Source organism: Alteromonas infernus, from assembly GCF_902705815.1.
Map to the genome: position 1 here is coordinate 1 of NZ_CACSIG010000031.1, position 23650 is coordinate 23650.

Sequence of the window (23650 nt, forward strand, 5' to 3'; positions counted from 1 at the left end):
GTAGAGCCATGGGATGGTGTTATCAATCGTGTAAGGTGAATGCTGATCCCCCGTTTATGGGGTAGAGCCATGGTTTTAGAAACTTTGAAAATTATCGAATAAGAGTGATGACCCATTGCGGATGGGATGGTGTTATCAATCGTGTAAGGTGAATGCTGATCCCCCGTTTATGGGGTAGAGCCTAGAATAATAAGTAGCACAGAGGTAGCACCAACCAAAACAGGTTAGTAGTAACTATCGATGAAGCGTAGGAAAAATGGTGGCCCCACCCTGACTTGAACAGGGGACCTGCCGATTATGAGTCGGATGCTCTAACCAACTGAGCTATGGGGCCATTTTGAAATGTGCTGTGAAGTTTTTAATTGCAAATAGCTTTGCGTAACAACCACGAGCGAGCGCAAGTATAAGCAGTTTTATTTGCCTTGTCACGCCTCGCTAGTGGCTTTGTGATTTGTTTGCTTTATTTTTGTTCACTAAGCCGTGTTTTTCAGGTCTTACACCACCTTTTAATGTATCTTTATCTTATCACATCCTTTTACACTTAAAGCTTTGGTGTAACTAAGTGGTATAAGCTTTCGCCATTGTTACTTTAAGCCGCACGTTATTATTGTTTCTATTTGCTCGTGTACCTTGACTCACAAAGGCTAAAAGCATCACTATTGGCGAAAATGCAGATTGTTGAACCAAACGCCTAGAACAGCGGGTGTTAAACAAGCAGTTATTCGTACCAAAATTGCTGAATATTTATAGGAAGTAAATAATTACATGAAAATGCCTTTTCGCATGGGTGCCATGCCTTCGCTTCTTTTAACAGCGCTGCTTGCGCTAGCTGGGTGCGACGTTATTGACTTTAAAGGGCGCGAGCCAGGTGAAATCCCTTTTAAACTGGTGGGTGTAGACACGGGTGCATGCCCTATGCTCATGAGTATCGGGCAAGACCGTTGGAATATCGACTATTTTGGGTTTTACCTAAGCAAGCCAGAAGTGCGTATTGATGGGAAGTGGCAGCGAGTTAAGTTTAAACAAACAAAGTGGCAAACGCCGAACGAAGCCTTATTGAAGTTTCACAATAAGTGTATCACCCCAGACGATGCCAACAGTAAACTAGTGCTTGATGTTTCAGAAGAGCTGTTAAAACTGGCGACTAATCTTCGCTTTACGATGGGGCTGCCTTTCGACGTTAATCACGCCGACGCCCTTACACAGCCTTCACCGCTTAACGATAGTTCGATGTTCTCAAATCGACGAAACGGGCATCAATTTCTAAGGTTGGACGTATCTAAAAACGCTAAGGAAACGCGGGAGTGGTCCTATCATCTAGGCAGCGCAGGCTGTGGGTCAGAGTCTGAAGCAGCTCCCCCTGAAACATCGTGCGCGTTCACTAATCGCGTTGAGTTTATTTTACCAATGACACAGCTAGACACCGATTTAGACATAGAAATTTCAGTATCTAATATTGTTGCGCAAGTCGATATAAACGACGCAGAAAGTTGTGTATTTGCCTCTTCTGAGGTGTCGCCCTGCGACAAGCTTATTCAAAACCTGGTACACAGGCCGTGGATTAAGTGGCAGTAATAGCCTTTGTATCGGTAAAAAAGTTAGGCCTTTGATTGTTTTGTTGTTTGCATTTTTATTGAGGCCGACTAAAACGGCGCGTTTGTTTATCGATATCAATGGTAAAAAGTGAGTATTTAAACACCAAAGGTGCAAAAAATAGCGATTTATTGCTCATTTTGTGTAATTTATGTTTATACTTTGCACGCATATATCAACCAAATGCTGATGTGTTGTTTATTAACATCGTGATAAACTCAAAAACTCAGAATCTTTGTTAATAATCAAAAAAGCAGGTAAGCGGTCGCGGAGATAAGAATGACTGAAAAACCCTTCATTACTAGTGGTCGAAATACCATCATTCACAAAATAAGAAAATTAGATTTATTGGTTATCAATGGCGATGATAACCCGCCTATTATTGTAACTTATAAAGGTATCAAGCAGTACGAAGGCAAAGTGCCTGAAAACAAGCGCGATGCTAAAATGATGGATATGGAATTGGTAGATGTTACTACCAGCGATGTTTTCGGCGACGAAAAAACACTAGTGTTTATACAAACGCTAAATGGTAAAGAATACAAGATTGACTACTCAAAAGTTGGTACGAGTATGTTTATCAAAATCCACCAAGACAGCATTTTCTAAAGCACACTCGCGTCACGCGCAAACAATGTGATTTAGACGAGCGGGGTCGAGTGGTTTGACCCCCGTTGTCAGCTTTCAATAAATTAACGCCACCAATAATTCCTCTCTTTCCCTATCTCTACACGTAACGGTTATTACGTTGCTCAGTTTAATAATGTTGCAAAGTGTGTGTTAAGTACGACTAATAACAGTTTAGACCGATTATTAAACCTTAGCTTTTGTACGCTTGTCGCAATATCGCATATAGCGGTGCTTTAACGTTTTTATAGCGTGAACTTAACATAGTTTCACTAATTTAATGGTGCGGCGACAAAGAGAGGTCGTCACCGCGTCACCGAATATTATCAGAGGAACTTGTTATGTTTATGTCACGCCGTGTTACCCAATTTGCTTTAATTGGCATTAGTTTGTCGCTAACCGTTTCAGCTGCAAGCGCAGCTTCTTACCCCAAAGCTCTTGAGAATGAGTTAATCGCCGTTTGTAAGGCTGTTAAAAGTGATAGCCGTTTGCAGCTACACCGCGCAGTAAAGGCGACAGGTTTGACCATGCGAGATCTGCACGATGGATTAGTTTGTAATGGCCAAGATATGTTGACCTTTGCTGTGACGCACAATGCATCTGAAACCGCTCAACATATTGCACGCCGTATTAATGCAAGCCCCAGTGTATTAACAGCAAAACGCTAGTGAAAACCTTTATGCACTGGCAATTGGGCTACGTAATGCGTGGCCCCTTTTTTCACGCTAACTGGTATTCGCTTTAGGCTGTTGCGGGCTAAGACGATTCGAAAATATTCAACACGAGTACGGTTCACACGTGCAAGGGAACGCAGATGATCGCACTGGTTTTCTTACAATCTGTTGCTATGCAAACTTCGCTTTGTACCATGCTTGAAAAGATCGGCCTATTCAGACATGTTTACGGCGCGCATTCGGTTGGACATAGTTTGGCACTTGCTGAAAAACACCCCCAGTCCATCGGTTTTTATAGCGTGTCGAAGTCTAGCCGTAATCTCGCTTCAAAGCATTGGCTCGCTGTAGGAGATAAAGACGAAGAAGCCATGCTGGCATTTAATCATAATGCTTCAGGGTTCATTACGTCTCCGTTTGATGAACAGCAGGTGCGGTGCACTGTTGAACACGTTAAAGCTAAGCACTATTGCCACAAGCGCGATGTTCAATTTAACCTGTTAGTGAAAGGATTATGTAAGCAATATGGCGTATCTGAATCTGCGCTTTTAGCTACATTGAGGCAGCAGCTCTATAAAAACGCGCAGCCAAATGTAGTAGGAATACGCGCAGAAAACGGATGGTGCTGTTTGAACCCCGCAGACATCAAGTGGATAGAAGCAGCGGGGGATTACATGTGTGTGCAGACATTATCGGAAAGTTACATCGTTCGTACCACCCTGTGCCATTTGTTAAAGCGGTTAGGCGAACACCACTTCAAACGCTGTAACCGGTCGGTAGCGGTTAACGCAAAATACGTAATGCATATAGAACAAAAATTGAATCAACAGCGAGTTGTCATGCACGGTGGCGAAGCGTTTAAAATAACGCACAAATATTACTATCAGTACTGGCATGAAGGCTAAGTTGACGACTCGCCATTACCGACTTTATATTGCTAATTACTGTGCAAACGTGGCGTTTTTAGCGAGTGCTTGCACTTCCCATACTCTTCCCACATAAGACCATGGTACTGCTGGTGGTTAAACCTGCTAATGGTTACACTGTTTTGCTAAACGGGTAAAAAAAGGGAGAGCAAGTGAGAAATGCGATAAACACGGTGGTAGGGGCAGTGTTGGTGTTTACTGCATACTACGTTGGCCTGCTCATCGTTAACCTAACTTCTCTTCCCGTGCCAGGCCCATTGGTGGGGCTTCTTTTATTAGTAGGGGTTTTATTTGCCTTTCCCCAAACAGAGCGCCAGGTTGCTCGGGCTGTTACCTTCCCCCTTAAGCATATGTCGCTGCTTTTTGTGCCAGCGGTATTGGGCGTATCTATTTATTGGTCTGATATCAAGGCTAACGCCCTTGCTATCGCTATCGCAATTATTATTACCACTTCGTTTTGTTTAGGTCTCACAGCGTGGCTGACTCAGGCGCTTCTTAATACCAAAAGCACGCATAAAACGCAGCTAAACAACATCAATAAGAACGAAGGAGGTACAAATGATTGAGGCGCTCAATCACGCCTTTAGTTTACGTGGGCTGTTTTGGATAAGCGTTTCTATTGTGAGCTATATCGCAGCACTTTGGGTCAATAGATTATGTAAAGGGCATCCGGCAGCTCACCCTATCGTTACCACTGCACTTCTCGTATCACTAGGGCTGTATCTTACCCATACGTCAGTTACTGCGTACCAACATGCAGCATCTTTATTATATTGGCTGTTAGGACCAATTACCGTTGCCTTAGCGTTGCCTATTTATCGGCAGTGGCAAAAACTCAAACACTATGGTTGGCGTCTTTTAGTAAGCATTGCTTTTGGGGGCGTGCTAGCGCCAATTGGGGCGTGGTTAACACTGTTTGTGTTAGATGCACCAAGGGCCATGCAGTTTACTATACTGGCTAAATCAATTACTACGCCGCTAGCTATGGAAACAAGCGCCCAGATAGGCGGCATTCCTGCATTAGCTGCAGTATTTGTTATTGTAACTGGCGTGGTAGGGGCGATTATGGCCACTTCAATGTTTTCTTTGTTTAATGTAACTAATAGACAAGCACAGGGGATTGCGCTTGGCACGGTTGCTCACGCGGTAGGCACGGCAAAAGCTATTCAAATGGGAGAGGATGTAGCGGCAATGGCCACATTGGGCTTATGCGTGAACGGCATATTCACTGCTGTCGCGTTACCCATTGTTTTTGGGCTGTTTGTTTAACCATTTGAAAGCAAGATAACTGGGCCGGTTTTATAAATACAGAGTTTTAAGGCAAAGCAAAGTCGGCTGGCAATATTCCCCAAAAGTGCTATTTCTTAGAGAGGCGTTTCGTATCACTATATACGGAAGATTATCTGATAATAAAAGTAGTGACCCAGCCGTTCAGTTAGCAAGCGGGAAAATCGTTACTACAGTTCATTGCAGTTGTGCCGATACAATTGAAATTGCTAGAAAATGCCAGTGGTTTCTGGTCTAAAAAGCTAGGTGGTAAAAGAACTTAATGTTTTCTGTACTCGTATGTGACGACTCTCTGGTTGCCCGCAAGCAAGTGGCCAAGTGCCTTCCTCAAGATTGGGAAGTAGCGGTCCATTTTGCCAAACATGGGCAAGAAGCGCTGACGGCGCTGGCAGAGGGAAAAGGTGACCTTTTGCTGCTTGACCTTAATATGCCCGTTCTCGATGGGTACGGCACGCTGGAAGCAATTCAGAAGCAGGGCCTTAAGACGAAAGTTATTGTCGTATCTGGAGATATTCAACCAGAAGCTCATGACCGGGTGACTTCCTTAGGTGCCTTAGATTTCATTCGAAAGCCCGTTGACCCTAAGAAACTGGCTGAGGTGTTAGATAAGTACAATATTCTTCATGCTGAGGAAGACGATGTTGTAGAAGCGTCCCCGCTAGACCCGGATATTCGCGATTGCTACCAGGAAATTACTAACATTGCTATGGGCCAAGCGGGTGATCACCTTGCCCGTACAATGAATGTATTTGTAGAGCTGCCCATTCCTAATGTAAATCTTATTGAAGTCTCAGAGCTTCACATGATGCTTTCAGATATTGAATGCCACGAGCAGGTTACCGCGGTATGCCAAGGCTTTTTGGGGCCGGGAGTGAGCGGTGAAGCACTGTGTATTTTAAGCGATTCAAGCTTTGATGATGTGGCTAAAATACTTAATGTGGAAGGGGAAGTAGACGATCAACTTCAGTTAGAGCTCTTGATGGACGCCGCCAGCATACTTATTGGCACTTGCCTAACGGGTTTGGCGAACCAAATGGACATTAACTTCAGTCAGGGCCACCCCATAGTACTTGGCCAGCACCGCGCTATCACTGAAATTATTGCCATGAATCAAATCAAATGGAAGCGTACCTTAGCGATAGAGCTTAGCTATGGTCTAGAGGGCTACAACGTACAGTGCGACTTAATACTGTTATTTACCGAAGAGTCGATGAAGATGATGAATTCTAAACTTGCCCACTTGTTGGAGGATTTTTAATGAGCCAACATTTAGATGAGTTCCAAGAATTCCATTGGATGATGGATATGCTTCAGACGGTCGATGTGGGTATTGTTGTTTTAGATAGAAACTTTACTGTTAAAGTTTGGAATGGCTTTATGGAAAGTCACAGCGGCCTTCTGCCTAGCGAAGTAAGAGACAAGAGCTTGTTCTCACTATTTCCTGCCATTAAGCAAGACTGGTTTATGAAAAAAGCGAAGCCTGTCTTCGACTTAAAAACACGCGCTTTCATGACATGGGAGCAGCGCCCCTATTTGTTCAAGTTTCCCAACTACCGGCCGATTACAGGTAGTGAGTCTTTCATGTATCAAAACATCACGCTTTCTCCACTTACATCAACTACGGGCAAAGTGGATTTTATCAGTATGATGATTTATGACATGACTGATGTGGCGGTAGGTAAAAAGCAACTTGAGGCGTTACAGGTAACCGTGTCTGAAGCCCAAGAAGCGAAAAGTTCCTATTCCTAACTGCTGCATATTGCTAATCGGCAATACCATCTATATCAAGTTTTGACTCGCACTACGCTTTAACAAGTAGGTAGTGCGGCGGGAGTACGTATGCAATTCAGTGTGTTTTCAATCTCAAGCTACTTTCCTCGCGCTATCGTTCGCGGATTAGTATTGTTCGCAACAGCGTTACTGCTTGCTGCTTGTGGCGGCGGAGGCGGTGACGGCGATTCAGGTGGTGATGGCGGCTCCGGCAGCGGTGACCTTGTGATAAACGCAGGCCCCGATGCGACTGTTACCGAAGGCGTCACTTACACGTTGAGTGCGCAAGTAAGCGGAGGGGATGGCACATACACCTACAATTGGAGCGCGTCGCCTTCGTTGTCTATCACTCATGAAGACACCAGCGATTCTGCTGCAAGCTTTGTTGCCCCGCTAGTTAATAACGCCACTGAATACACATTAACGGTGTCTGTTAATGACCAAAGTGGCAACACCGCGAGCGACTTTACGGTGATCACTGTGGCGCCGGTTAATATTGCACCTGAAGCGAGCATTGATGTGCCTGAGTGGGATGGGCTACCTGCAAACACATTCCCAGGCGGTGTGGAAGTTATCTTCGACGGTACGGGAAGCAGTGATTCTGACTCAGCGTCCTCTGATGGCGATATATCCGATTACGTTTGGACACAGACATCAGGCACCAATGTTATTACGGGTGTCGACACCAACTTATCTACACTGACTATCGTCACACCTATTGCCAATGAAGAGCAACAGCTAACTTTTCAGCTTGAAGTAACAGACAGTGAAGGTGCTACTGATGTAGAAACCGTTACTATTACCGTACAATCTGAAACCGATACGCTGCCCGTAGTCAGTGCGGGAGTTTCTCAAGGCGTGTTCAGTGGTGAGGTGGTAATACTTGAAGGGGAAGCTAGCACTAGCATTCCAAGTGCCTTACCTCTTACCTACTCATGGGAGCGTAGCAATAACGTTTCATCTACAGATTCAGGCGTTACCATTCGCTCTGTTGATGACAGTGACGCGCTTTCAACCTTTGCTATTGCACCGGCAGTCACCACATCTACAGTTGTTGCCTACACGCTTACCGTGACAGACGCTAATGACAACAGCGTTGAAGACACCATAAACGTGCAAATACGTCCAATGCCAACACCGTTACTCAACGACACGGGCTTTTTGCAGCAGGCCACCAATAACGCGTTAACTGAAGCACAACAAAACGATTTTCCGGGGCAAGATGGTCAAAGAGGCGCCGACATCATTGAACAAAACGGGTTAATTGAAAAAGCGGGTCGCGGTAAAGCTGGCTTTGACTTTACCCGGTTGAATGCAAATGGTGATGAGCAAGATGCCAGTGCTGATACTTGGTCGTGTGTGCGCGATAACGTGACCGGGCTGGTGTGGGAAGTGAAAACTGATGATGGTGCGTTCCAAGATAAAGACTACACCTACTCTTGGTACAGTGAAGAAGTAAACGGCGGGTTTGAAGGTGATCAAACGGGGCTGAATGCGACCTGCTTACTGACTAGCTGTAACACGTCTGCTTATGTACAAGCCGTTAACGCACAAGGTCTATGCGGTTTTTATGACTGGCGTTTGCCTACACATGATGAACTTTTCTCATTAATGCATTTGGGTATTGCCGATGATGTGGCCATTGATGAAGATTACTTTCCTAACACCGGTGCCGTTACCAATGAACCATTGTGGTACTGGACCTCTGTACCGAGTGCAGATGGTGTAAATAGTGACGATGCGCAAAATGCATGGGCGTTAGATTTCGACTCAGGGGTAGATAACTTCCTCAACAAATCATCAGCCGCTCGCGTGCGTCTAGTAAGAGCGGGGAGATAAACATGAATAAAGTAGTCAATGTCAAAAAACGTAACAGCCACGTGCTATCTTCAGTGAAAACCCTTTTTGCTTCAGCGCTTTTGGCCTGTACGTCACTGTCCACGTTCGCTCAGGAGTGTTTGTCTGATGGTCTTGAGACCACGCCAAACGATAATTTTGAAGCGGTTACCACCAGTAGTTTGTTAGATACGACAACAGATTTGGTTTGGAAGCGCTGCGCAGAAGGGCAAACATGGGATGGTTCTACATGTAGCGGCGAAGCGGTTAAGTATACGTGGCAGCAAGCGCTAGTTTTAGCTCACGAAGCAAGTAACGATGATTTACTGGGGTGGCGTTTGCCTAACGTAAAAGAGCTAGCGACGCTCACTGAGCGAGATTGCGTTCGCCCAGCAATTAACAGCTCACTGTTCCCGGCTACACCACCGGATGACTTTTGGACATCTACGCCTTCTGCAGATGACCCCGATCGCGCGTGGGTTGTGGCATTCTTTAATGCCAGTCACTCAATCAAAGAGAAAGACCGCTTTATCTATGTACGTTTGGTTCGAACTTACACAAACGAATAAGCGGTACGCTATCGCCTCTTAGCCTTTTGTCTAGTATCGGCACCTAAGACTTTTTATCATCAAAGCACGCTCTATAATGCGTGCTTTGTTGTTTTAGGCTAGCACGCTTTGAGTTGAGACTATCGCCAGCCTTACTTAAGCAATAGAAGAGATTCGAGCAGATAGGACATCTCGACATGTTCAACCTGATTTTTAGCACGTTAGACTCATGATGGCTTTTTATTTCGCAGTAAGCTAGCCACAATGATGGTATGAAAATGATATCGCGCCTAAAGGCAGCTTTCTTCACAATTTGTTTATTCGCTGGTCTTAGTACATCAGCGCAAGCTGAATATACCTGCAATATTGATTTTGCTTACGGTATTGCTGTTAATAACACACAGCTTAGAGTGATGGACAAAACCCGCACTGTGGTTCAAATAAATGACCGGAATCAATTGTTCATTGGCGGCCGTTGGCAAACCTTAAGCGAACAAGAGCGGCAATGGCTTGAAGAGTATTCGTCTGGGCTACACTATGTGGTGCCGAAAATGATTGTTTTGGCTACGGAAGGTGTAGACCTTGCCATTGATACCATTGAACACGTGTATTTAGGGCTAGTTGGAAGCGACCATGATAGCTATGAACGGTTAAATGCCGCAATGAAACGGGTACAAAACCGGGTTAAAGACAAGTTTAGACACGCTAGCAGTCATTATTTTATTGGGCCGGGATCGCTGGAAAGCGTTGACGAGTTTGTAGACAGTGAAATTGAAGCGCAGCTAGAAGAAGCGATTTCAACCTCGGTAGGTGGAATACTCTCTGCCATTAGCGGCATCAATACCGGGAGCGGAGAAGTGAACCAGGAAAAGGTAGCTGAAATAACCCGCCAGCTTAACAACGTGGGGGAACACTTAGACGTTGGTGACAAAGCCACAACATTGCGCAAAAAAGCAGAGTGGTTCTGTGAGAAACTAAAACGACTTGATGTTGCCGAAGAGAAATTACGCGCCAGCATACCTGGGCTACAGCCATACAATATCATTACTCGGCATGACAAAACCGACGATTAACGTTTTGCTATGCAACATGCCCACGGAAGCACGCGAAAAACTGAAGCTTACAAAAATAGCCTTAAGAAAAAGAACCTCACGAAAAGCCTGCTAAAACGCAGGCTTTTTTAGTATTAACGCTAGGCTAAACAAAGCAAGACAAGAGCGAATTTAAATACCGACGACCTTTTGCGGTTACTTGCCAGTGGGTGTCCGATATGGATAACAGCCCTTGATGCTGTGCATCACACAGGGCACGCTCTACTTCATCAGTTATAGCGATACCGGTAAAGTCGCTAAAATCACGGATAGCGCAAGGCTCCACTAAGCGAAAGCGGTTCATAAAGAACTCGAAGGGTAAATCGCCAGCTTCAACTTGAGATTGCGTATCCAAGTAAGGGCGGCTCATTTCCATGTAGCCCCTTGGATGCTTAACCTTAACAGTACGGTGAATAGTACCATTAGCCGCATCGGTGATTTTTCCATGGGCTCCACAGCCAATGCCTAAGTAATCACCAAAGCGCCAGTAATTTAAGTTGTGACGACATTGGTGGCCCGCTTTGGCATAGCCTGAAATTTCATACTGCTGATAGCCTGCGTTTTCTAAAAGCTTATGGCCCTGTTCCTGTATTTCCCACAAAATGTCATCGTCGGGCAATTCAGGCGGTTTCGAGTAGAAAGGCGTATTGGGTTCGATAGTCAGCTGATACCACGACAAGTGATACGGATTTAAAGCAATGCCTTGCTTTAAATCTGACATAGCATTGTGAACGCTTTGCTCGGGAAGGCCGTGCATCAGATCTAGGTTAAACGTGGGCAACCCCGCACTATGTGCTTGTTTTACCGCGTTTTCAGCTTGGCTTTCATTGTGAATGCGACCAAGCACCTTTAAATGCTTAGGCTGAAAGCTCTGTATACCAACGGAGATGCGGTTCACGCCCGCCTGATAAAAGCCGGCAAACTTTCCTGCCTCTACCGTACCTGGGTTCGCTTCCATGGTGATTTCAGCATTGTCGCTTAGGTTAACGCGCGCTTTTACCCCGTTTAAGATATCTGCCATGGCATCAGCTGAAAATAAGCTGGGTGTGCCGCCACCAATGAAAATAGTTTCAACAACGCGGTCACCAATACGCTTTGCATCAATGGCTAAATCATCAAGCAGGTGGGCCACATATTCTTTTTCGGGGAGGTCAGACTTAAGCCCGTGAGAGTTAAAGTCACAGTACGGGCACTTTTGAACGCACCAGGGAATGTGTATGTACAGGCTTAGCGGAGGATTACGCAAACGTTGCTCTCATTGTATCAAGCAAAATACTAAGGGCGTTACCCCGGTGGCTTATGCGGTTTTTCTCGGCCTTTTCCAATTCAGCAGCGGTGCAGCCGTGAGTTGGCACGTGGAACACAGGGTCGTAACCAAAACCGTCGTTACCAGAACGTGCGCTTAAAATTTCCCCTTCCCATTTACCTTGGCTAACCAGCGGTACAGGGTCGTCGGCATGACGCATGAACACTAAAGTACAGAAGAAGTGTGCCTTGCGATGAGTTTCGCCATCAAGGGAAGCTAATAGCTTGTCGATATTGGTATCATCAGTTGCATCAGCGCCAGCATAGCGTGCTGAATAGATGCCGGGTTCACCGCCTAGGGCATCCACCACCAAGCCTGAGTCGTCAGCAATAGCAGGAAGGCCGGTCACCTGTGCGGCATGGCGCGCTTTAATAATGGCATTTTCAACGAATGTGGTTCCCGTTTCCGGTACATCAGATACACCTAATTCCTTTTGCGCTACTACGTCTACACCGTAATCTGCAAATAAGGATGCAAACTCACGCACCTTGCCTTGGTTACCTGTGGCGAGAACAATTTTTTCTGGAAATTTCATTATGTACTCTTTTGAACTGACGGTGAGCTAAAGCGGAGGGAGGCGGCTGCAGGCGAAACATTGCCTCCACAAACACGCGGTAAACACATCCATGTGCGCTCCGCTGCCGCATCCCTGCGGCAGAGGGTTTGTGTCGGCAATGTTCCACCTACATCCTAGCCCACCGCATTAACTCACCTGAATGTTACTTATTTACTACCTTTGCACTCTTTACTTTTTCTTCTTAGGCTTGGCTTTCGCCTTAGTTTTATCTTTGGCCTTCACTTTTTTCTTTTTCGGGCCAATTTTAGGCGTTTTGTTTTTAGGGCGTAGCTCGTCGATAACACGGGCTTTTAAAGGCTCGCCCATGTAACGCGCTGCTTTGGTTACCATTTCAAAGTCGTGTGCTTCAACCAGTGAAATAGCCGTGCCTTTAGCGCCTGCGCGGCCGGTTCTACCAATACGGTGAACGTAAATATCGGCTTTGCGCGGCATATCAAAGTTAATAACATGACTGACGTTTGGCACGTCAATGCCACGGGCAGCTACATCAGTCGCTAACAAAATAGGGACTTCGCCACTTTTAAAGCGGGCCATAGCGGCGTTGCGTTTGTCCTGCGGCATTTCACCTTGTAACCAGCACACCTGAATATCTTGTGAAGCTAGAAAGTCTTTTAGCATTTGCAGGCGGTCGCGGGTTTTTACAAATACCACCGCCGATGTTGTAGTTTCCTGCTTCAAGATATTCACCAGAAGAGCTTGCTTGTGGTTCATGTCATCAGCAAGGTGATACCACTGGTGAATTTTATTCTTCTCTTTGCGCGACGGGTTTGCTTCAACAATTTCGGGGTTATTAAGAATGTCGTGAGCGAAGGTCTTAACACCTTTACCTTCAAGGGTGGCCGAGAACAGCAGGTTCTGCTTGCGCCAGCGCGCTTCCGCCGCAATTTGGTTCACCACAGTCGAGAAGCCCATATCCAGCATACGGTCGGCTTCATCAAGAATTAAACATTCAATATCGCGACAGTCTGCCGCTTCTTTTTCAATGTGTTCAAGAAGACGGCCTGGTGTGGCGACAAGAATATCTAAGTTCTTGCTAAGCGTCTCTTTATCTGTGCCGTAGTTAATACCGCCAGTAATTACGCCACACACAAGCTGGGTGTGCTTGGTAATGGCAACCGCTTGCTCGTAAACCTGCAAAGCCAGTTCGCGGGTTGGCGTTAAGATCAAAATACGTGTCGCACCCGGCTGTTTGCGCGGGTAATCAAGTAAAAACTGGCATGCTGGCAATAAGAATGCAGCGGTTTTACCTGTACCAGTTGGCGCAGACGCTAAAATATCTCGGCCGTCTAGCGCGTGTGGGATCACCAATTCTTGAATGTTAGTTGGAGCTTCAAACCCCATATCTGCTGCTGCGTGACACAGCGCATCGTCTAATTCGAGTTCTTCGAAAGTCATAGTATAAAAAATGCTCTAAATGAATGGGGCATATTGTAGCATTGCTATACCAAAACATAGAGAAAAACTGCTGTTAAATTCGCACGTAGGAGGTAAAAACACATTCAAATACCAAGTAGTTCACCATATTTGGTACCGGTGGTTTTTAAACTATTCGCCTATCGAAGCAATGGCGTCTAATTTCGCTTGGTTCAGGGCTTCTTTTATCGCTGGGCCTTTAACGCCCGTGGCAATGATGTCTTGCACATTTACTTGGTTGGCCGCGCTCAAAGCGTTTTCTATGTGCTCCTGTTGGCGCTGCCAATCTAAGTCCTTGTAATGAGCATAAGGCGCAAAAGCCTTAAGCAACAGGGTAAAGCGCTCGCTTCTTCGCCATGCATCACAGCCATTGAATAAGGCGAGTAAGTCGGCGGGCGAGTTCTGCGTGTTTAATAGAAAATCTTTAAACTTGCAGGCAAGAATGACAATCTCACTTAGTTGATTCTGCACTTTCAGTCGATTGCATAACCGCTTCGCTTCCTCTTCATTAAGGTGAGCGAGCAGGGCAGTGAACCTTATTATGAGGGTAGTTGTGCCTGAAGAGCTGCTTTCAGGTATTTTGGTTTCAAGCGGTTTATTTTCAAGTTGCCCGCTTTTATCGAAGTTTTCTTTTGCGGCATTTTCTAGCGCTACCGCTGTTTTTAATGTGGCTATCGCCGCATCTAAATTACTTTCTAGTTCAGCAAACCAGTCATTAAGGCCATGAGCTTGGTTTAATACAGTGAAAAACACATGCGGCGTTTTCTCTAAAAGACTACGTTTTGTTTCTTGCCATACGCGCTCTGCGCTTAACGCACTTAACTCGCCGCTTTCGGCCATAGACTGCATTAGCGCCATGGTCTCATTGGCAATGGTAAACCCTAAATAAGCGTAACGAGTGGCAAAACGGGCCACGCGAAATACCCGAAGTGGGTCTTCACTGAAGGCTTCTGATACGTGGCGAAGTAGGCGGTTTTCTAAATCTTTTTTACCACCATAGGGGTCGATGAGGTTCCCCAGATTGTCTTGGGCTATCGCATTAACGGTCAGATCTCGGCGCAGTAAGTCTTCTTCTAACGTTACCGAGCTTGACGCATCGCACACGAACCCAGTGTAGCCTTTACCTGACTTACGCTCTGTGCGAGCAAGGGCGTACTCTTCCTGAGTTTTGGGGTGCAAAAAAACAGGGAAGTCTTTGCCCACTTGGGTAAAACCTTGGCTAAGCATTTCTTGTGGGGTAGCGCCTACTACCACATAGTCGCGTTCAATCACTTTTCTATTTAACAGTGCGTCACGTACTGCGCCACCAACGAGATATACTTGCATGCTCTTCCAACGATTTTTTTTAGTCAGTAATACTTTTTAGATTGGGGATGCATCAACTTTTGGCGTGTAACGAAAATAAACATTCCCCACGTAATAGTGGCGCAGTATAGCAATGTTACAAATAAAATTCGTAGCCACGTCGTTATGCGCTTTCACTTACAGGTTGCGTCTGGTAGTTTAATCCACGTCAAAAACAAAACAAATAGGCGCTTCAGCAACCATGTATTTGAATTATTTCGGGTTAAATGACAATCCTTTTTCGATTGCGCCCAACCCCGATTATTTGTATATGAGCCCACGACACAAAGAGGCATTGGCTCATTTAACATTTGGACTCAGGGAGAGTGGTGGTTTTGTAATGCTCACAGGAGAGGTGGGGACAGGAAAAACCACGGTTTCAAGAAAGCTGTTGCAGCAGCTGCCGGACAATACCCAAGTCGCCATGATCCTAAACCCAACGCTATCTGCATTAGAGCTATTAGCCACAGTATGCGACGAATTGGGTTTGGCATATAACTCCGACAAAGCCAGCTTAAAATACTTCACCGATTTAATTTTGTCGAAATTAGCGGAAAACCATCAGGCGGGTATCAATACAGTGTTAATGGTTGATGAAGCTCAACACTTATTGCCTGAAGTATTAGAGCAGCTGCGCTTATTAACCAATTTAGAAACCAACCGTGAAAAACTGTTAAAAGTGGTGCTAATTGGCCAGCCCGAGCTACAGCAATTGTTAAAGCGTAACGAGTTGCGCCAGTTGGCCCAACGTATCACTGCCCGTTATCACTTACTTCCTTTAACCGCGCCAGAGGTAAGCGCGTATATTGCGCATCGCTTAAGTGTTGCAGAAGGGGACATCAGCATATTCAGTAAGTCTACGCTGCGCGCAGTGCATCAAATTACTGGCGGGATCCCAAGGGTAATCAATTTGCTTTGCGACCGCGCCTTAACGCTATCGTTTACCAAGCAGCATGCTGTGGTTCAAAAGCCCATTTTCTTGGCAGCAGCAGAGCAAATATTGGGCGAAGACGTAGTGAGCCAGCGTGTGCAAAGTCAGCGAAAGTGGTACTTGGTATCCGCCTTTTTCGTCGCCGTTGTGTGTGGTTACGGGGTGGGGAGTTTGTATGTCTAATATCGTAGCCATTGAAAACGTAAAGCCCGGTATGGTGATAGTACAAATACTTAAGCAAAACGGGCCGGTAAAAATTCGAAAATCAGGCTTGGTGACCAGTGATGCTATGGTTCAAGGGTTGTCAGAAATGGGCGTGCAAGAGGTTGAAATAGACCCAGACCAAACGGTGGAGATTGCGCCTGCGGTGCATCATAGAACCCAAACTCAAGCCTTATTGCGAGGCGAGCACGATACGACAGCCAAATTTGATAAGTCGCTTAATGAGCAGTTTAATCGCAGTTTATTCTTACCCACGGTAGAAGGGTTACCATCCGCATGGAAGCTCTATACTAAGCAGATTGCATTATTTGCAGTGGTCATTATTGTCGGTTTGGGTATAGGCTTTTGTGCTGCAACAATCGAACGCTGGTGGCCCATAGTAACTTCACAAACCGCCAAGCTTGAAAGCTCGCCTGCTGCTGAAACGGAAAACAGTACAACGGATAATGAAAATAACGAGGGAACACCGAGCCTACATGCAGCGCAAAATAGAGAAGAGCTAAAACAGGCTTCGGTAAAGGGGGCCTCAGAAAGCGACACGACTTCTCAAACTACACAGGGTAACGTGGGGCAGAATAATTCACAGGGGGATTCTGCTGGCTCTCAACCTATTAGTCCGTCGGGAACAAGTGGCTCTGTTGGTCAAAGCGGTGGTGCTAGCAGTCAAGCGGATGGCCTTAACGCAGAAGTACGACAACCTCTAGCTAACCCAGTAGCCCAAAGCGAGAGCGAGAGAGGCAGCGTTGATGCAAATGGAAAGGAGGCGGCGCAATCACAGCCCGCCTTAGGGGGGGGCACAGCACAAGAATACGAAGGAAAGGTCCTCAACGAGGATACATCGAATTCTGATGTATCGGTATCGCCCGAACTCATGGCTCGCTTTAACGCAGCGGTTGAAGCCCTTGATACTAAAGCCCAAGATAATGAGCGACCTGATGAGAATGTGCTAACGGTGAAAGATGATATTCCCAGAGTAGATCAGCTTCCCGTTCGCTTACTTACGCGGCTTCCTACAATGAACTTTAGTGCCCATATGTACGCGTCTCGCACGGCTGATCGGTGGGTCAGGGTAAACGGGCGGCAACTAGGTGAAGGCGATTGGATTGCCGATAAGGTGCAAATTATTAATATAGAAGCGCAGCGGGTAGTGCTTTCATTTGAAGATGAATTGTTTACCATGGCGGCGTTGACTGACTGGTAAAGACCTGCCACTTAAATGTGACGTATCTTTTATGCGCATTTACTTACGCGAGAAATTAAAAAGGTCCAGCGCGGGGTGAGCTTTAAAAGTAGCACGCATTTCAAAATGACGAATTAGGACTGACGGCGATATTAAATCGGACTCAGGCCTATTAGTGTTAGCTTAAAGTGGCATTTGGTTAACGAAAACGTCTTTAAAAAACTTAGGCAGGTTTAAACTGAACTCTTCTGGTTTAACGCCTGAGACAATTTCATCATCGTACAGACTAAGATCAACACGTTTCACTTCGTTGAAGTGTTGAGATGTAACGCTGTAAAAGGTCATAACATGCGGGCTTACCGGGTCTTTGGGGTTTAGTTTACTTACTATGCCTAGCTTGCCGCTTTTAAGCCTAACCAGTGAACCTACAGGGTGTACGCCAATACACTGTATGAATTGCTTCACCAATTCCTGATCTAAATTTTCAGTAGCAGTTAAACGCTTCAAAGCCTGGGTTGGCGTAATACTGTTTTTGTGCGGACGGTTCGATGTCATAGCGTCATACGCATCAACAATGGCGGCAATGCGAGCAAACTCAGATATTTCGTCGCCCACTAATCCTTTGGGATAGCCGCTGCCGTCAACCCGTTCATGGTGCTGTTCAATAATACACAGTGAGAGGTCGGAAATGTCACCGCACTGAGCGACCAAATCAGCACCTATTTCCACGTGTGTTTTCATTACATCCCAGTCGTTTTGAGAAAACTGCTCCGTATTATTACGAATTTCTTCTGGTTGCGAAGACATGCCAATATCCATCAGCAGAGCGCCTAAACTAACTTGTTCAATGGTGTCTCTGTCGAAGCCAAGAAACTCACAAAAGATACCGCTGAGCACGCTGCAGTTTATACTGTGCTCAAGCAAGTAATGGTCTGTATCTTTGATCATAGTCAGACAGCTAAGCGCATCTTTATTATCAAAAACGCTTTCTATTAAACTTTGCGATAGGGATTCCACTGGGGACAAATCTTTTGCCCCACCATTTTTCAATGACTTTAAAAAGCGGCTTTGGATAGAGAGAGCGCTGTCGTATAAGTCGTTAGCTTCATTAATAGAGTCACGGCCTACAGGCTTCACGGTAGGTTTTTCGGGAGCTGTTTCAGGTTTGACGGGCGCTTTTTCTGCCTTAGGAAGTTTAGATTTGGCAAGGTCAACTTCAACAACCAGAATGCCTTTTGAATTAAGGCTATCAATGATGGCTTGGGTTTTCACAATGCCTTTAGAGCGCATTTTCAATGAGCCCGTTTGTTCAAGTACTTGATTGACGTACATCCCTGGCTGCAAATCATCAATGGGTACCTGTTTTAGCATTATCTCTCCTGTGGAACGTGTTGCCGCATATTCAACTACAATAAAGGCGAATAGTACGATATTCCAATAGAAAAAGTGAGCGGTTTATTAACCTTTAGTATAAAGCTACATTTTTTTAATCTAATCGTTGCTTCGTGTATCTGGACAATAGGACAGTGATTTGTTCTCTGTATAGAAGACGTTGGTTCGTGTATTGCGTCTATTTTGCAGTAGAGGGAAGCAGGTGAATGCTACTTGGTAATAGCATTCACCTGGGTATGGGGTAAGCAGTTAATGCCTACAACCAAGAAGGCTGCTTATTTTCAAACGCTTCTATTTTGCTTGTAAGCTCTAGTGTTTGCCCAATGGCATCTAACCCTTTTATTAGGTTATTTTTGTGATGCTCTGCAATATCAAAGCTAAAGCTCGTATCGTTAAAACTTACGGTTTGCGCTGGAAGATCCACAGTAATCTCGGTTGTTGGATCTGCTTTCACTGCAGCAAATAATGCGTCCATTTGTTCGCTAGACAATGCAACAGGTACTAGCTGGTTGTTAATACAGTTACCGTAGAATATATCCGCAAAGCTGGTGGCGATAACGGTTTTAAAGCCAAAGTCAGCCAGTGCCCAAGGGGCGTGTTCACGACTTGAACCACAGCCAAAGTTTTCGCGCGCTAGCAACAAGCTTGCGCCTTTATGCTCTGCCTTGTTAAGTGAAAATTCAGGGTTTGGCTCTTTTTCTTCCAGGTCCAAATAGCGCCAGTCGTGAAACAAGTGCTTGCCATAGCCTGCGCGGGTTACGCCGGTAAGAAACTGCTTTGGAATGATTTGGTCGGTATCGACATTGGCCTGATCAAGTGGCGCAGCAATGCCAGTGTGTTGTGTAAAACCTTGTTCAGACATAACTTACTCCTGATAATCTCTAACGTCAGCAAAACGGCCAGTGATAGCCGCGGCCGCAGCCATTGCTGGGCTAACCAAATGGGTGCGCGCTCCACGCCCTTGGCGACCTTCGAAGTTGCGGTTACTGGTAGAGGCACATCTATCGCCTGCTACTAGTTTGTCGTCGTTCATACCAAGGCACATTGAGCAGCCCGGTAAGCGCCATTCAAAGCCAGCGTCAGTAAATATCTTATCTAGGCCTTCCGCTTCTGCTTGGCGTTTAACCGCGCCCGAACCCGGTACTACAATGGCAGTCACTGAGTCGGCGACTTTGCCGCGTTTAGCAACTTGTGCCGCTGCGCGCATGTCTTCAATACGTCCGTTGGTACAAGAGCCAATGAATACGTGGTTTACTGGGATATCAGCAAGCTTTTCGCCTGGCTTTAAGCCCATGTACTCCAGCGCTTTTACCGCGCTTTCTTTTTCAATTGGATCGCTGAAATCTTCAGGGGCTGGTACTGGTGTGTTTACGCCAATAACCTGGCCTGGGTTTGTACCCCAAGTAACCTGTGGAGCAATATCTGCCGCTTCAAGTTCAACCACAGTATCAAACGTGGCGCCTTCTTCAGTGTAGAGCGTTTTCCAGTAGGCTACCGCATCTTCCCAGTCTTGGCCTTTTGGTGCGTATTCGCGACCCTCAAGGTAGGCAAAGGTTTTCTCATCTGGCGCAACTAGCCCTGCCTTGGCACCCGCTTCAATACTCATGTTGCACACAGTCATGCGCTCTTCCATGCTTAAACCGCGAATCGCTTCACCCGCGTATTCAATAACATGGCCGGTTGCGCCAGCGTGGCCAATTTTGCCAATAATGGCAAGAATGATGTCTTTTGCGGTAATGCCAACGGGTAGTTTACCGTTTACATTAATCAGCATGCTTTTCGCACGGCTTTGCTTAAGGGTTTGCGTAGCCAGTACATGCTCGACTTGAGACGTACCAATACCGAAAGCAAGCGCACCAAATGCGCCGTGGGTAGCGGTATGTGAATCACCGCACACTACTGTCATGCCGGGTTGAATTAAGCCAAGTTCTGGCCCCATAACATGCACAATGCCTTGCTTTTGGTGGCCAACAGGAAAAAGCTGAATATTATGCTCTTCACAGTTTTTAGCCAAGGTTTGAAGCTGCAGCGCGTTAGCGGGGCCGCACGCATCAATTGCCAATGAACGGGTTGATATACTGTGATCCATAGTGCCAACAGTACGATCTGGACGACGTACTTTGCGGCCCTTTTCGTTTAAGCCCGCGAATGCCTGCGGCGACGTCACTTCGTGAATTAAATGACGGTCGATATAAATTAAGCTGTCTTCACCGATTTGGTCGATAATGTGCGCTTGCCACACTTTGTCATATAAGGTCTTGGCCATGAGGTTCTTTTACTCCTGCGCCATTAATTGTTTTACAATTTCATCGCCTACTTGCGATGTGCTTGCTGCATTTTCACGTTGTTCAGCAGGGAGTAACTCGCCTGTCAGTACACCTGCTTCTAGTGTTGCGACGACCGCTTTTTCGATGGCGTCTGCGGCATCACCTAAGTTCATGCTAAAACGCAGCATCATAGCGGCTGATAAAATTTGTGCGATAGGGTTAGCGATACCCTGACCTGCGATATCGGGGGCTGAACCGCCTGCAGGTTCATAAAGGCCAAAGCCATCTTCGTTCATACTTGCCGACGGTAACAAGCCCATAGAGCCGGTCATCATGGCGCATTCGTCAGAAACGATATCGCCAAACAGGTTAGAGCATAGCATCACGTCGAACTGAGCCGGGTTCTTCATAATTTGCATAGTCGCGTTATCAATGTAGATATGATCAAGCTCTACGTCTGGGTAGTCTTTTGCTACTTCTTCGGCAATCTCGCGCCATAAACGGCTTGTGACCAATACGTTTGCTTTATCTACAGAGGTTACTTTACCGCGACGCTTTTGCGCTGCTTCAAACGCTGCAATAGCAATACGGCAAATTTCCCGTTTGCTGTAGCGCATGGTGTCATAAGCGAATTCCTCTTCGCCTTCACCTTCACGACCTTTTGGCTGGCCAAAGTAAATACCGCTAGTCAGTTCGCGCACAACTAAAACATCTACCCCTGACTTGGCAATGTCTTCGCGTAGCGGCGACAGGCTTTCAAGACCAGGATAAATGCGTGCAGGGCGAAGATTACTGAACAGGTCAAAGTGGCTGCGAAGGGTAAGCAACGCAGCACGTTCTGGGCGCTGCTCTAACGGTAATGTATCCCATTTAGGGCCGCCGATACTGCCAAACAAAATCGCATCGGCTTGTTCGCAGCCTAGCAAAGTTTTAGAAGGCAGGGCTTCACCTTCAGTATCAATGGCATAGCCACCCACAGGGTATGCAGTTCGGTTTAGGCTAACGTTAAACTTCTTTTCAACTGCATCTAAAACCTTATTGGCTTCCTGCATGACTTCTGGGCCGATACCGTCTCCGGCTAGTACGGCAATTGAATACTGGCTCATTTATACTCCCGCAACGCGTTCTTGTTGATTTTTTTGCTGATCGATTTGATCGGCTAAATAAGTGTTGTTTAATACAAAGATCAAGGCTTTAACGCCGGCTTCTACAATATCTGTAGCAAGGCCAATACCATGGAAGCGGCGGCCTTTATAAGTGGCGATAACGCTTACTTGTGCAAGGGCGTCTGCACCTTCACCTTTTGAATCTAGTTTGAAGTCCACAACTTCTAAATCTTCATGCCCTAGTATAGACATAATCGCTTTATAAGCCGCATCTACAGGGCCGTTGCCAGTACTAGACTGGGTAATTTCTTCATTGCCCACTTTCATTTTCACCGTGGCGCTTGGAATGATTTCACGGCCTGAATTCGCTTGAAGATAAAGCAATTGGAAGTGAGCTTGGTCGTGTTTTTGTTTATCAAAGAATAACAAGGCTTCAAGGTCGTAATCGTAAACTTGCCCTTTTTTATCCGCTAACTTCAAGAATGCGTCATAAACCGCTTCTAAATCATAGTCTTCAGCTTTATAACCCAGTTCGGTTAAACGGTGTTTAATTACATGGCGGCCAGATCGCGACGTTAGGTTTAGGTTGTTTTTATTAATGCCCACACTTTCTGGGGTCATAATTTCATAAGTGTTTTGCGCTTTTAAGACGCCGTCTTGGTGAATACCAGACGAGTGACTAAATGCGTTAGCGCCGACAATGGCTTTGTTTGCCTGCACGGGCATATTACAAAGCTGACTAACTAACTTAGAAGAACGCGAAATTTCAGAAGAATTGATATTGGTTTCAAAGCCCAACATGTTCTTACGAGTTTGTAAGATCATGGCAATTTCTTCTAGCGACGCATTACCCGCACGCTCACCAATACCATTAATAGTACACTCTACCTGCCTAGCGCCTTGCTCGACGGCCGCAAGGGAGTTTGCAACGGCTAAACCCAAATCGTTGTGGCAATGCACCGAAATGGTCGCTTTATCGATATTCGGAACGCGATTGAACAGTTGCTGAATAATGCCGCCAAACTCAGTTGGCGTGGTGTAGCCTACGGTATCAGGAATATTGACGGTAGTTGCGCCGGCGTTGATTGCTGCCTCTACCATACGACATAGGTAATCGATATGAGTACGGCCCGCATCTTCACATGAAAACTCTACGTCGTCTGTGTACTTGCGCGCATGTTTTACTGCAGCTACTGCCATATCCACAATTTCATCTTGAGATTTGCGAAGCTTGGCGCCCACGTGAATTTCAGAGGTGGCGATAAAGGTGTGTATACGAAACTGTTCGGCAACGCTCAACGCTTGTCCACAGGCATCAATGTCGCCTGGAAGCGCCCGAGATAAACCACAAACGATAGAGTTTTTCACTTCTTTTGCAATCATTTGAACTGATTGAAAATCACCGGGTGAAGATACAGGGAAACCAGCTTCGATAATATCAACGCCTAACCGTTCGAGCGCCAGCGCAATCTGTAGTTTTTCTTTGGCACTTAGGCTTGCAGGTAAGGCCTGCTCACCGTCTCGCAATGTGGTATCAAAGATTTTCACTTGATTTGTCATGAC

22 protein-coding genes and 1 tRNA gene are annotated in these 23650 nt (G+C 46.0%); 13 read left to right on the forward strand and 10 right to left on the reverse strand.

Annotated features, from left to right (window positions below; genetic code table 11):
* Positions 1–257: 257 nt before the first annotated feature.
* Positions 258–334, reverse strand: a tRNA-Ile gene (locus ACX5J7_RS07390).
* Between the two features lie 431 nt (positions 335–765).
* Here ACX5J7_RS07390 and ACX5J7_RS07395 point away from each other — a divergent pair.
* The 11 genes from ACX5J7_RS07395 (at position 766) to ACX5J7_RS07445 (ending at position 10331) form a co-directional block, all read left to right on the forward strand.
* On the forward strand, positions 766–1575 hold the full coding sequence (locus ACX5J7_RS07395) for an MbnP family protein (RefSeq protein WP_333973165.1): 810 nt from the start codon (positions 766–768) through the stop codon (positions 1573–1575).
* A 297-nt stretch (positions 1576–1872) separates the two neighbouring features.
* Entirely contained in the window at positions 1873–2202 is a 330-nt protein-coding gene (locus tag ACX5J7_RS07400) for a hypothetical protein (protein WP_015066359.1), read from the forward strand.
* Positions 2203–2561: 359 nt separating this feature from the next.
* Positions 2562–2888: a DUF3718 domain-containing protein gene (locus ACX5J7_RS07405; protein ID WP_483380145.1), complete on the forward strand. Its 327-nt coding sequence runs from the start codon at positions 2562–2564 to the stop codon at positions 2886–2888.
* 146 nt (positions 2889–3034) lie between these two features.
* Positions 3035–3796 (forward strand): LytR/AlgR family response regulator transcription factor, encoded by a 762-nt coding sequence (locus ACX5J7_RS07410; protein ID WP_498706671.1) that lies wholly within the window; start codon positions 3035–3037, stop codon positions 3794–3796.
* A 173-nt stretch (positions 3797–3969) separates the two neighbouring features.
* Complete coding sequence (locus ACX5J7_RS07415) at positions 3970–4383, forward strand: CidA/LrgA family protein (protein ID WP_012517424.1); 414 nt, start codon at positions 3970–3972, stop codon at positions 4381–4383.
* The gene (locus tag ACX5J7_RS07420; RefSeq protein ID WP_333969623.1) at positions 4376–5086 is read left to right on the forward strand and encodes an LrgB family protein; all 711 of its coding nucleotides are present in this window, start codon (positions 4376–4378) and stop codon (positions 5084–5086) included. Before ACX5J7_RS07415 ends, ACX5J7_RS07420 begins: the two co-directional genes overlap by 8 nt.
* 280 nt (positions 5087–5366) lie before the next feature.
* Positions 5367–6362 carry a response regulator gene (locus tag ACX5J7_RS07425; RefSeq protein ID WP_020745444.1) on the forward strand — a complete coding sequence of 332 codons (996 nt, stop codon included), beginning with the start codon at positions 5367–5369 and terminating at the stop codon, positions 6360–6362.
* Positions 6362–6853 carry a PAS domain-containing protein gene (locus ACX5J7_RS07430; RefSeq protein ID WP_333969621.1) on the forward strand — a complete coding sequence of 164 codons (492 nt, stop codon included), beginning with the start codon at positions 6362–6364 and terminating at the stop codon, positions 6851–6853. Before ACX5J7_RS07425 ends, ACX5J7_RS07430 begins: the two co-directional genes overlap by 1 nt.
* Before the next feature lie 90 nt (positions 6854–6943).
* Positions 6944–8713, forward strand: coding sequence for an Lcl C-terminal domain-containing protein (locus tag ACX5J7_RS07435; RefSeq protein WP_278383197.1), 1770 nt, complete (start codon positions 6944–6946; stop codon positions 8711–8713).
* Between the two features lie 2 nt (positions 8714–8715).
* On the forward strand, positions 8716–9279 hold the full coding sequence (locus ACX5J7_RS07440; RefSeq protein WP_081365697.1) for an Lcl C-terminal domain-containing protein: 564 nt from the start codon (positions 8716–8718) through the stop codon (positions 9277–9279).
* A gap of 257 nt (positions 9280–9536) precedes the next feature.
* The gene (locus ACX5J7_RS07445) at positions 9537–10331 is read left to right on the forward strand and encodes a YggN family protein (protein WP_012517430.1); all 795 of its coding nucleotides are present in this window, start codon (positions 9537–9539) and stop codon (positions 10329–10331) included.
* A 124-nt stretch (positions 10332–10455) separates the two neighbouring features.
* Here ACX5J7_RS07445 and hemW read toward each other — a convergent pair whose 3' ends face one another.
* The 4 genes from hemW to ACX5J7_RS07465 all read right to left on the reverse strand — a co-directional run bounded on the left by hemW (position 10456) and on the right by ACX5J7_RS07465 (position 14971).
* Entirely contained in the window at positions 10456–11595 is a 1140-nt protein-coding gene (gene hemW / locus ACX5J7_RS07450; protein WP_498706675.1) for a radical SAM family heme chaperone HemW, read from the reverse strand.
* Positions 11588–12190, reverse strand: coding sequence for an XTP/dITP diphosphatase (locus ACX5J7_RS07455; RefSeq protein WP_012517432.1), 603 nt, complete (start codon positions 12188–12190; stop codon positions 11588–11590). The genes hemW and ACX5J7_RS07455 overlap by 8 nt, the downstream gene beginning before the upstream one ends.
* Before the next feature lie 210 nt (positions 12191–12400).
* Positions 12401–13627, reverse strand: a complete 1227-nt coding sequence (gene srmB / locus ACX5J7_RS07460; protein ID WP_015066365.1) for an ATP-dependent RNA helicase SrmB — start codon at positions 13625–13627, stop codon at positions 12401–12403.
* Positions 13628–13777: 150 nt separating this feature from the next.
* Positions 13778–14971 carry a tRNA nucleotidyltransferase/poly(A) polymerase-related protein gene (locus ACX5J7_RS07465; protein WP_498706677.1) on the reverse strand — a complete coding sequence of 398 codons (1194 nt, stop codon included), beginning with the start codon at positions 14969–14971 and terminating at the stop codon, positions 13778–13780.
* Positions 14972–15191: 220 nt separating this feature from the next.
* On the opposite strand from ACX5J7_RS07465, the gene ACX5J7_RS07470 reads away from it, so the two are divergent.
* A complete protein-coding gene (locus tag ACX5J7_RS07470; RefSeq protein ID WP_012517435.1) occupies positions 15192–16103 on the forward strand; it encodes an ExeA family protein in 912 nt (303 codons plus the stop codon).
* Complete coding sequence (locus tag ACX5J7_RS07475; RefSeq protein WP_498706679.1) at positions 16096–17343, forward strand: general secretion pathway protein GspB; 1248 nt, start codon at positions 16096–16098, stop codon at positions 17341–17343. Before ACX5J7_RS07470 ends, ACX5J7_RS07475 begins: the two co-directional genes overlap by 8 nt.
* 162 nt (positions 17344–17505) lie before the next feature.
* Here the strand turns inward: ACX5J7_RS07475 and ACX5J7_RS07480 are convergent, their stop codons facing one another.
* The 5 genes from ACX5J7_RS07480 to leuA all read right to left on the reverse strand — a co-directional run bounded on the left by ACX5J7_RS07480 (position 17506) and on the right by leuA (position 23647).
* Positions 17506–18693, reverse strand: coding sequence for a cyclic di-GMP phosphodiesterase (locus tag ACX5J7_RS07480; protein WP_015066368.1), 1188 nt, complete (start codon positions 18691–18693; stop codon positions 17506–17508).
* A 277-nt stretch (positions 18694–18970) separates the two neighbouring features.
* On the reverse strand, positions 18971–19576 hold the full coding sequence (leuD, locus tag ACX5J7_RS07485; RefSeq protein WP_012517438.1) for a 3-isopropylmalate dehydratase small subunit: 606 nt from the start codon (positions 19574–19576) through the stop codon (positions 18971–18973).
* A 3-nt stretch (positions 19577–19579) separates the two neighbouring features.
* Positions 19580–20980, reverse strand: a complete 1401-nt coding sequence (gene leuC, locus ACX5J7_RS07490; RefSeq protein WP_071958669.1) for a 3-isopropylmalate dehydratase large subunit — start codon at positions 20978–20980, stop codon at positions 19580–19582.
* Between the two features lie 9 nt (positions 20981–20989).
* Positions 20990–22087, reverse strand: coding sequence for a 3-isopropylmalate dehydrogenase (leuB, locus tag ACX5J7_RS07495; protein WP_498706683.1), 1098 nt, complete (start codon positions 22085–22087; stop codon positions 20990–20992).
* Entirely contained in the window at positions 22088–23647 is a 1560-nt protein-coding gene (leuA, locus tag ACX5J7_RS07500; protein WP_071958671.1) for a 2-isopropylmalate synthase, read from the reverse strand. It abuts the gene before it with no gap.
* Between the last annotated feature and the right edge of the window lie 3 nt (positions 23648–23650).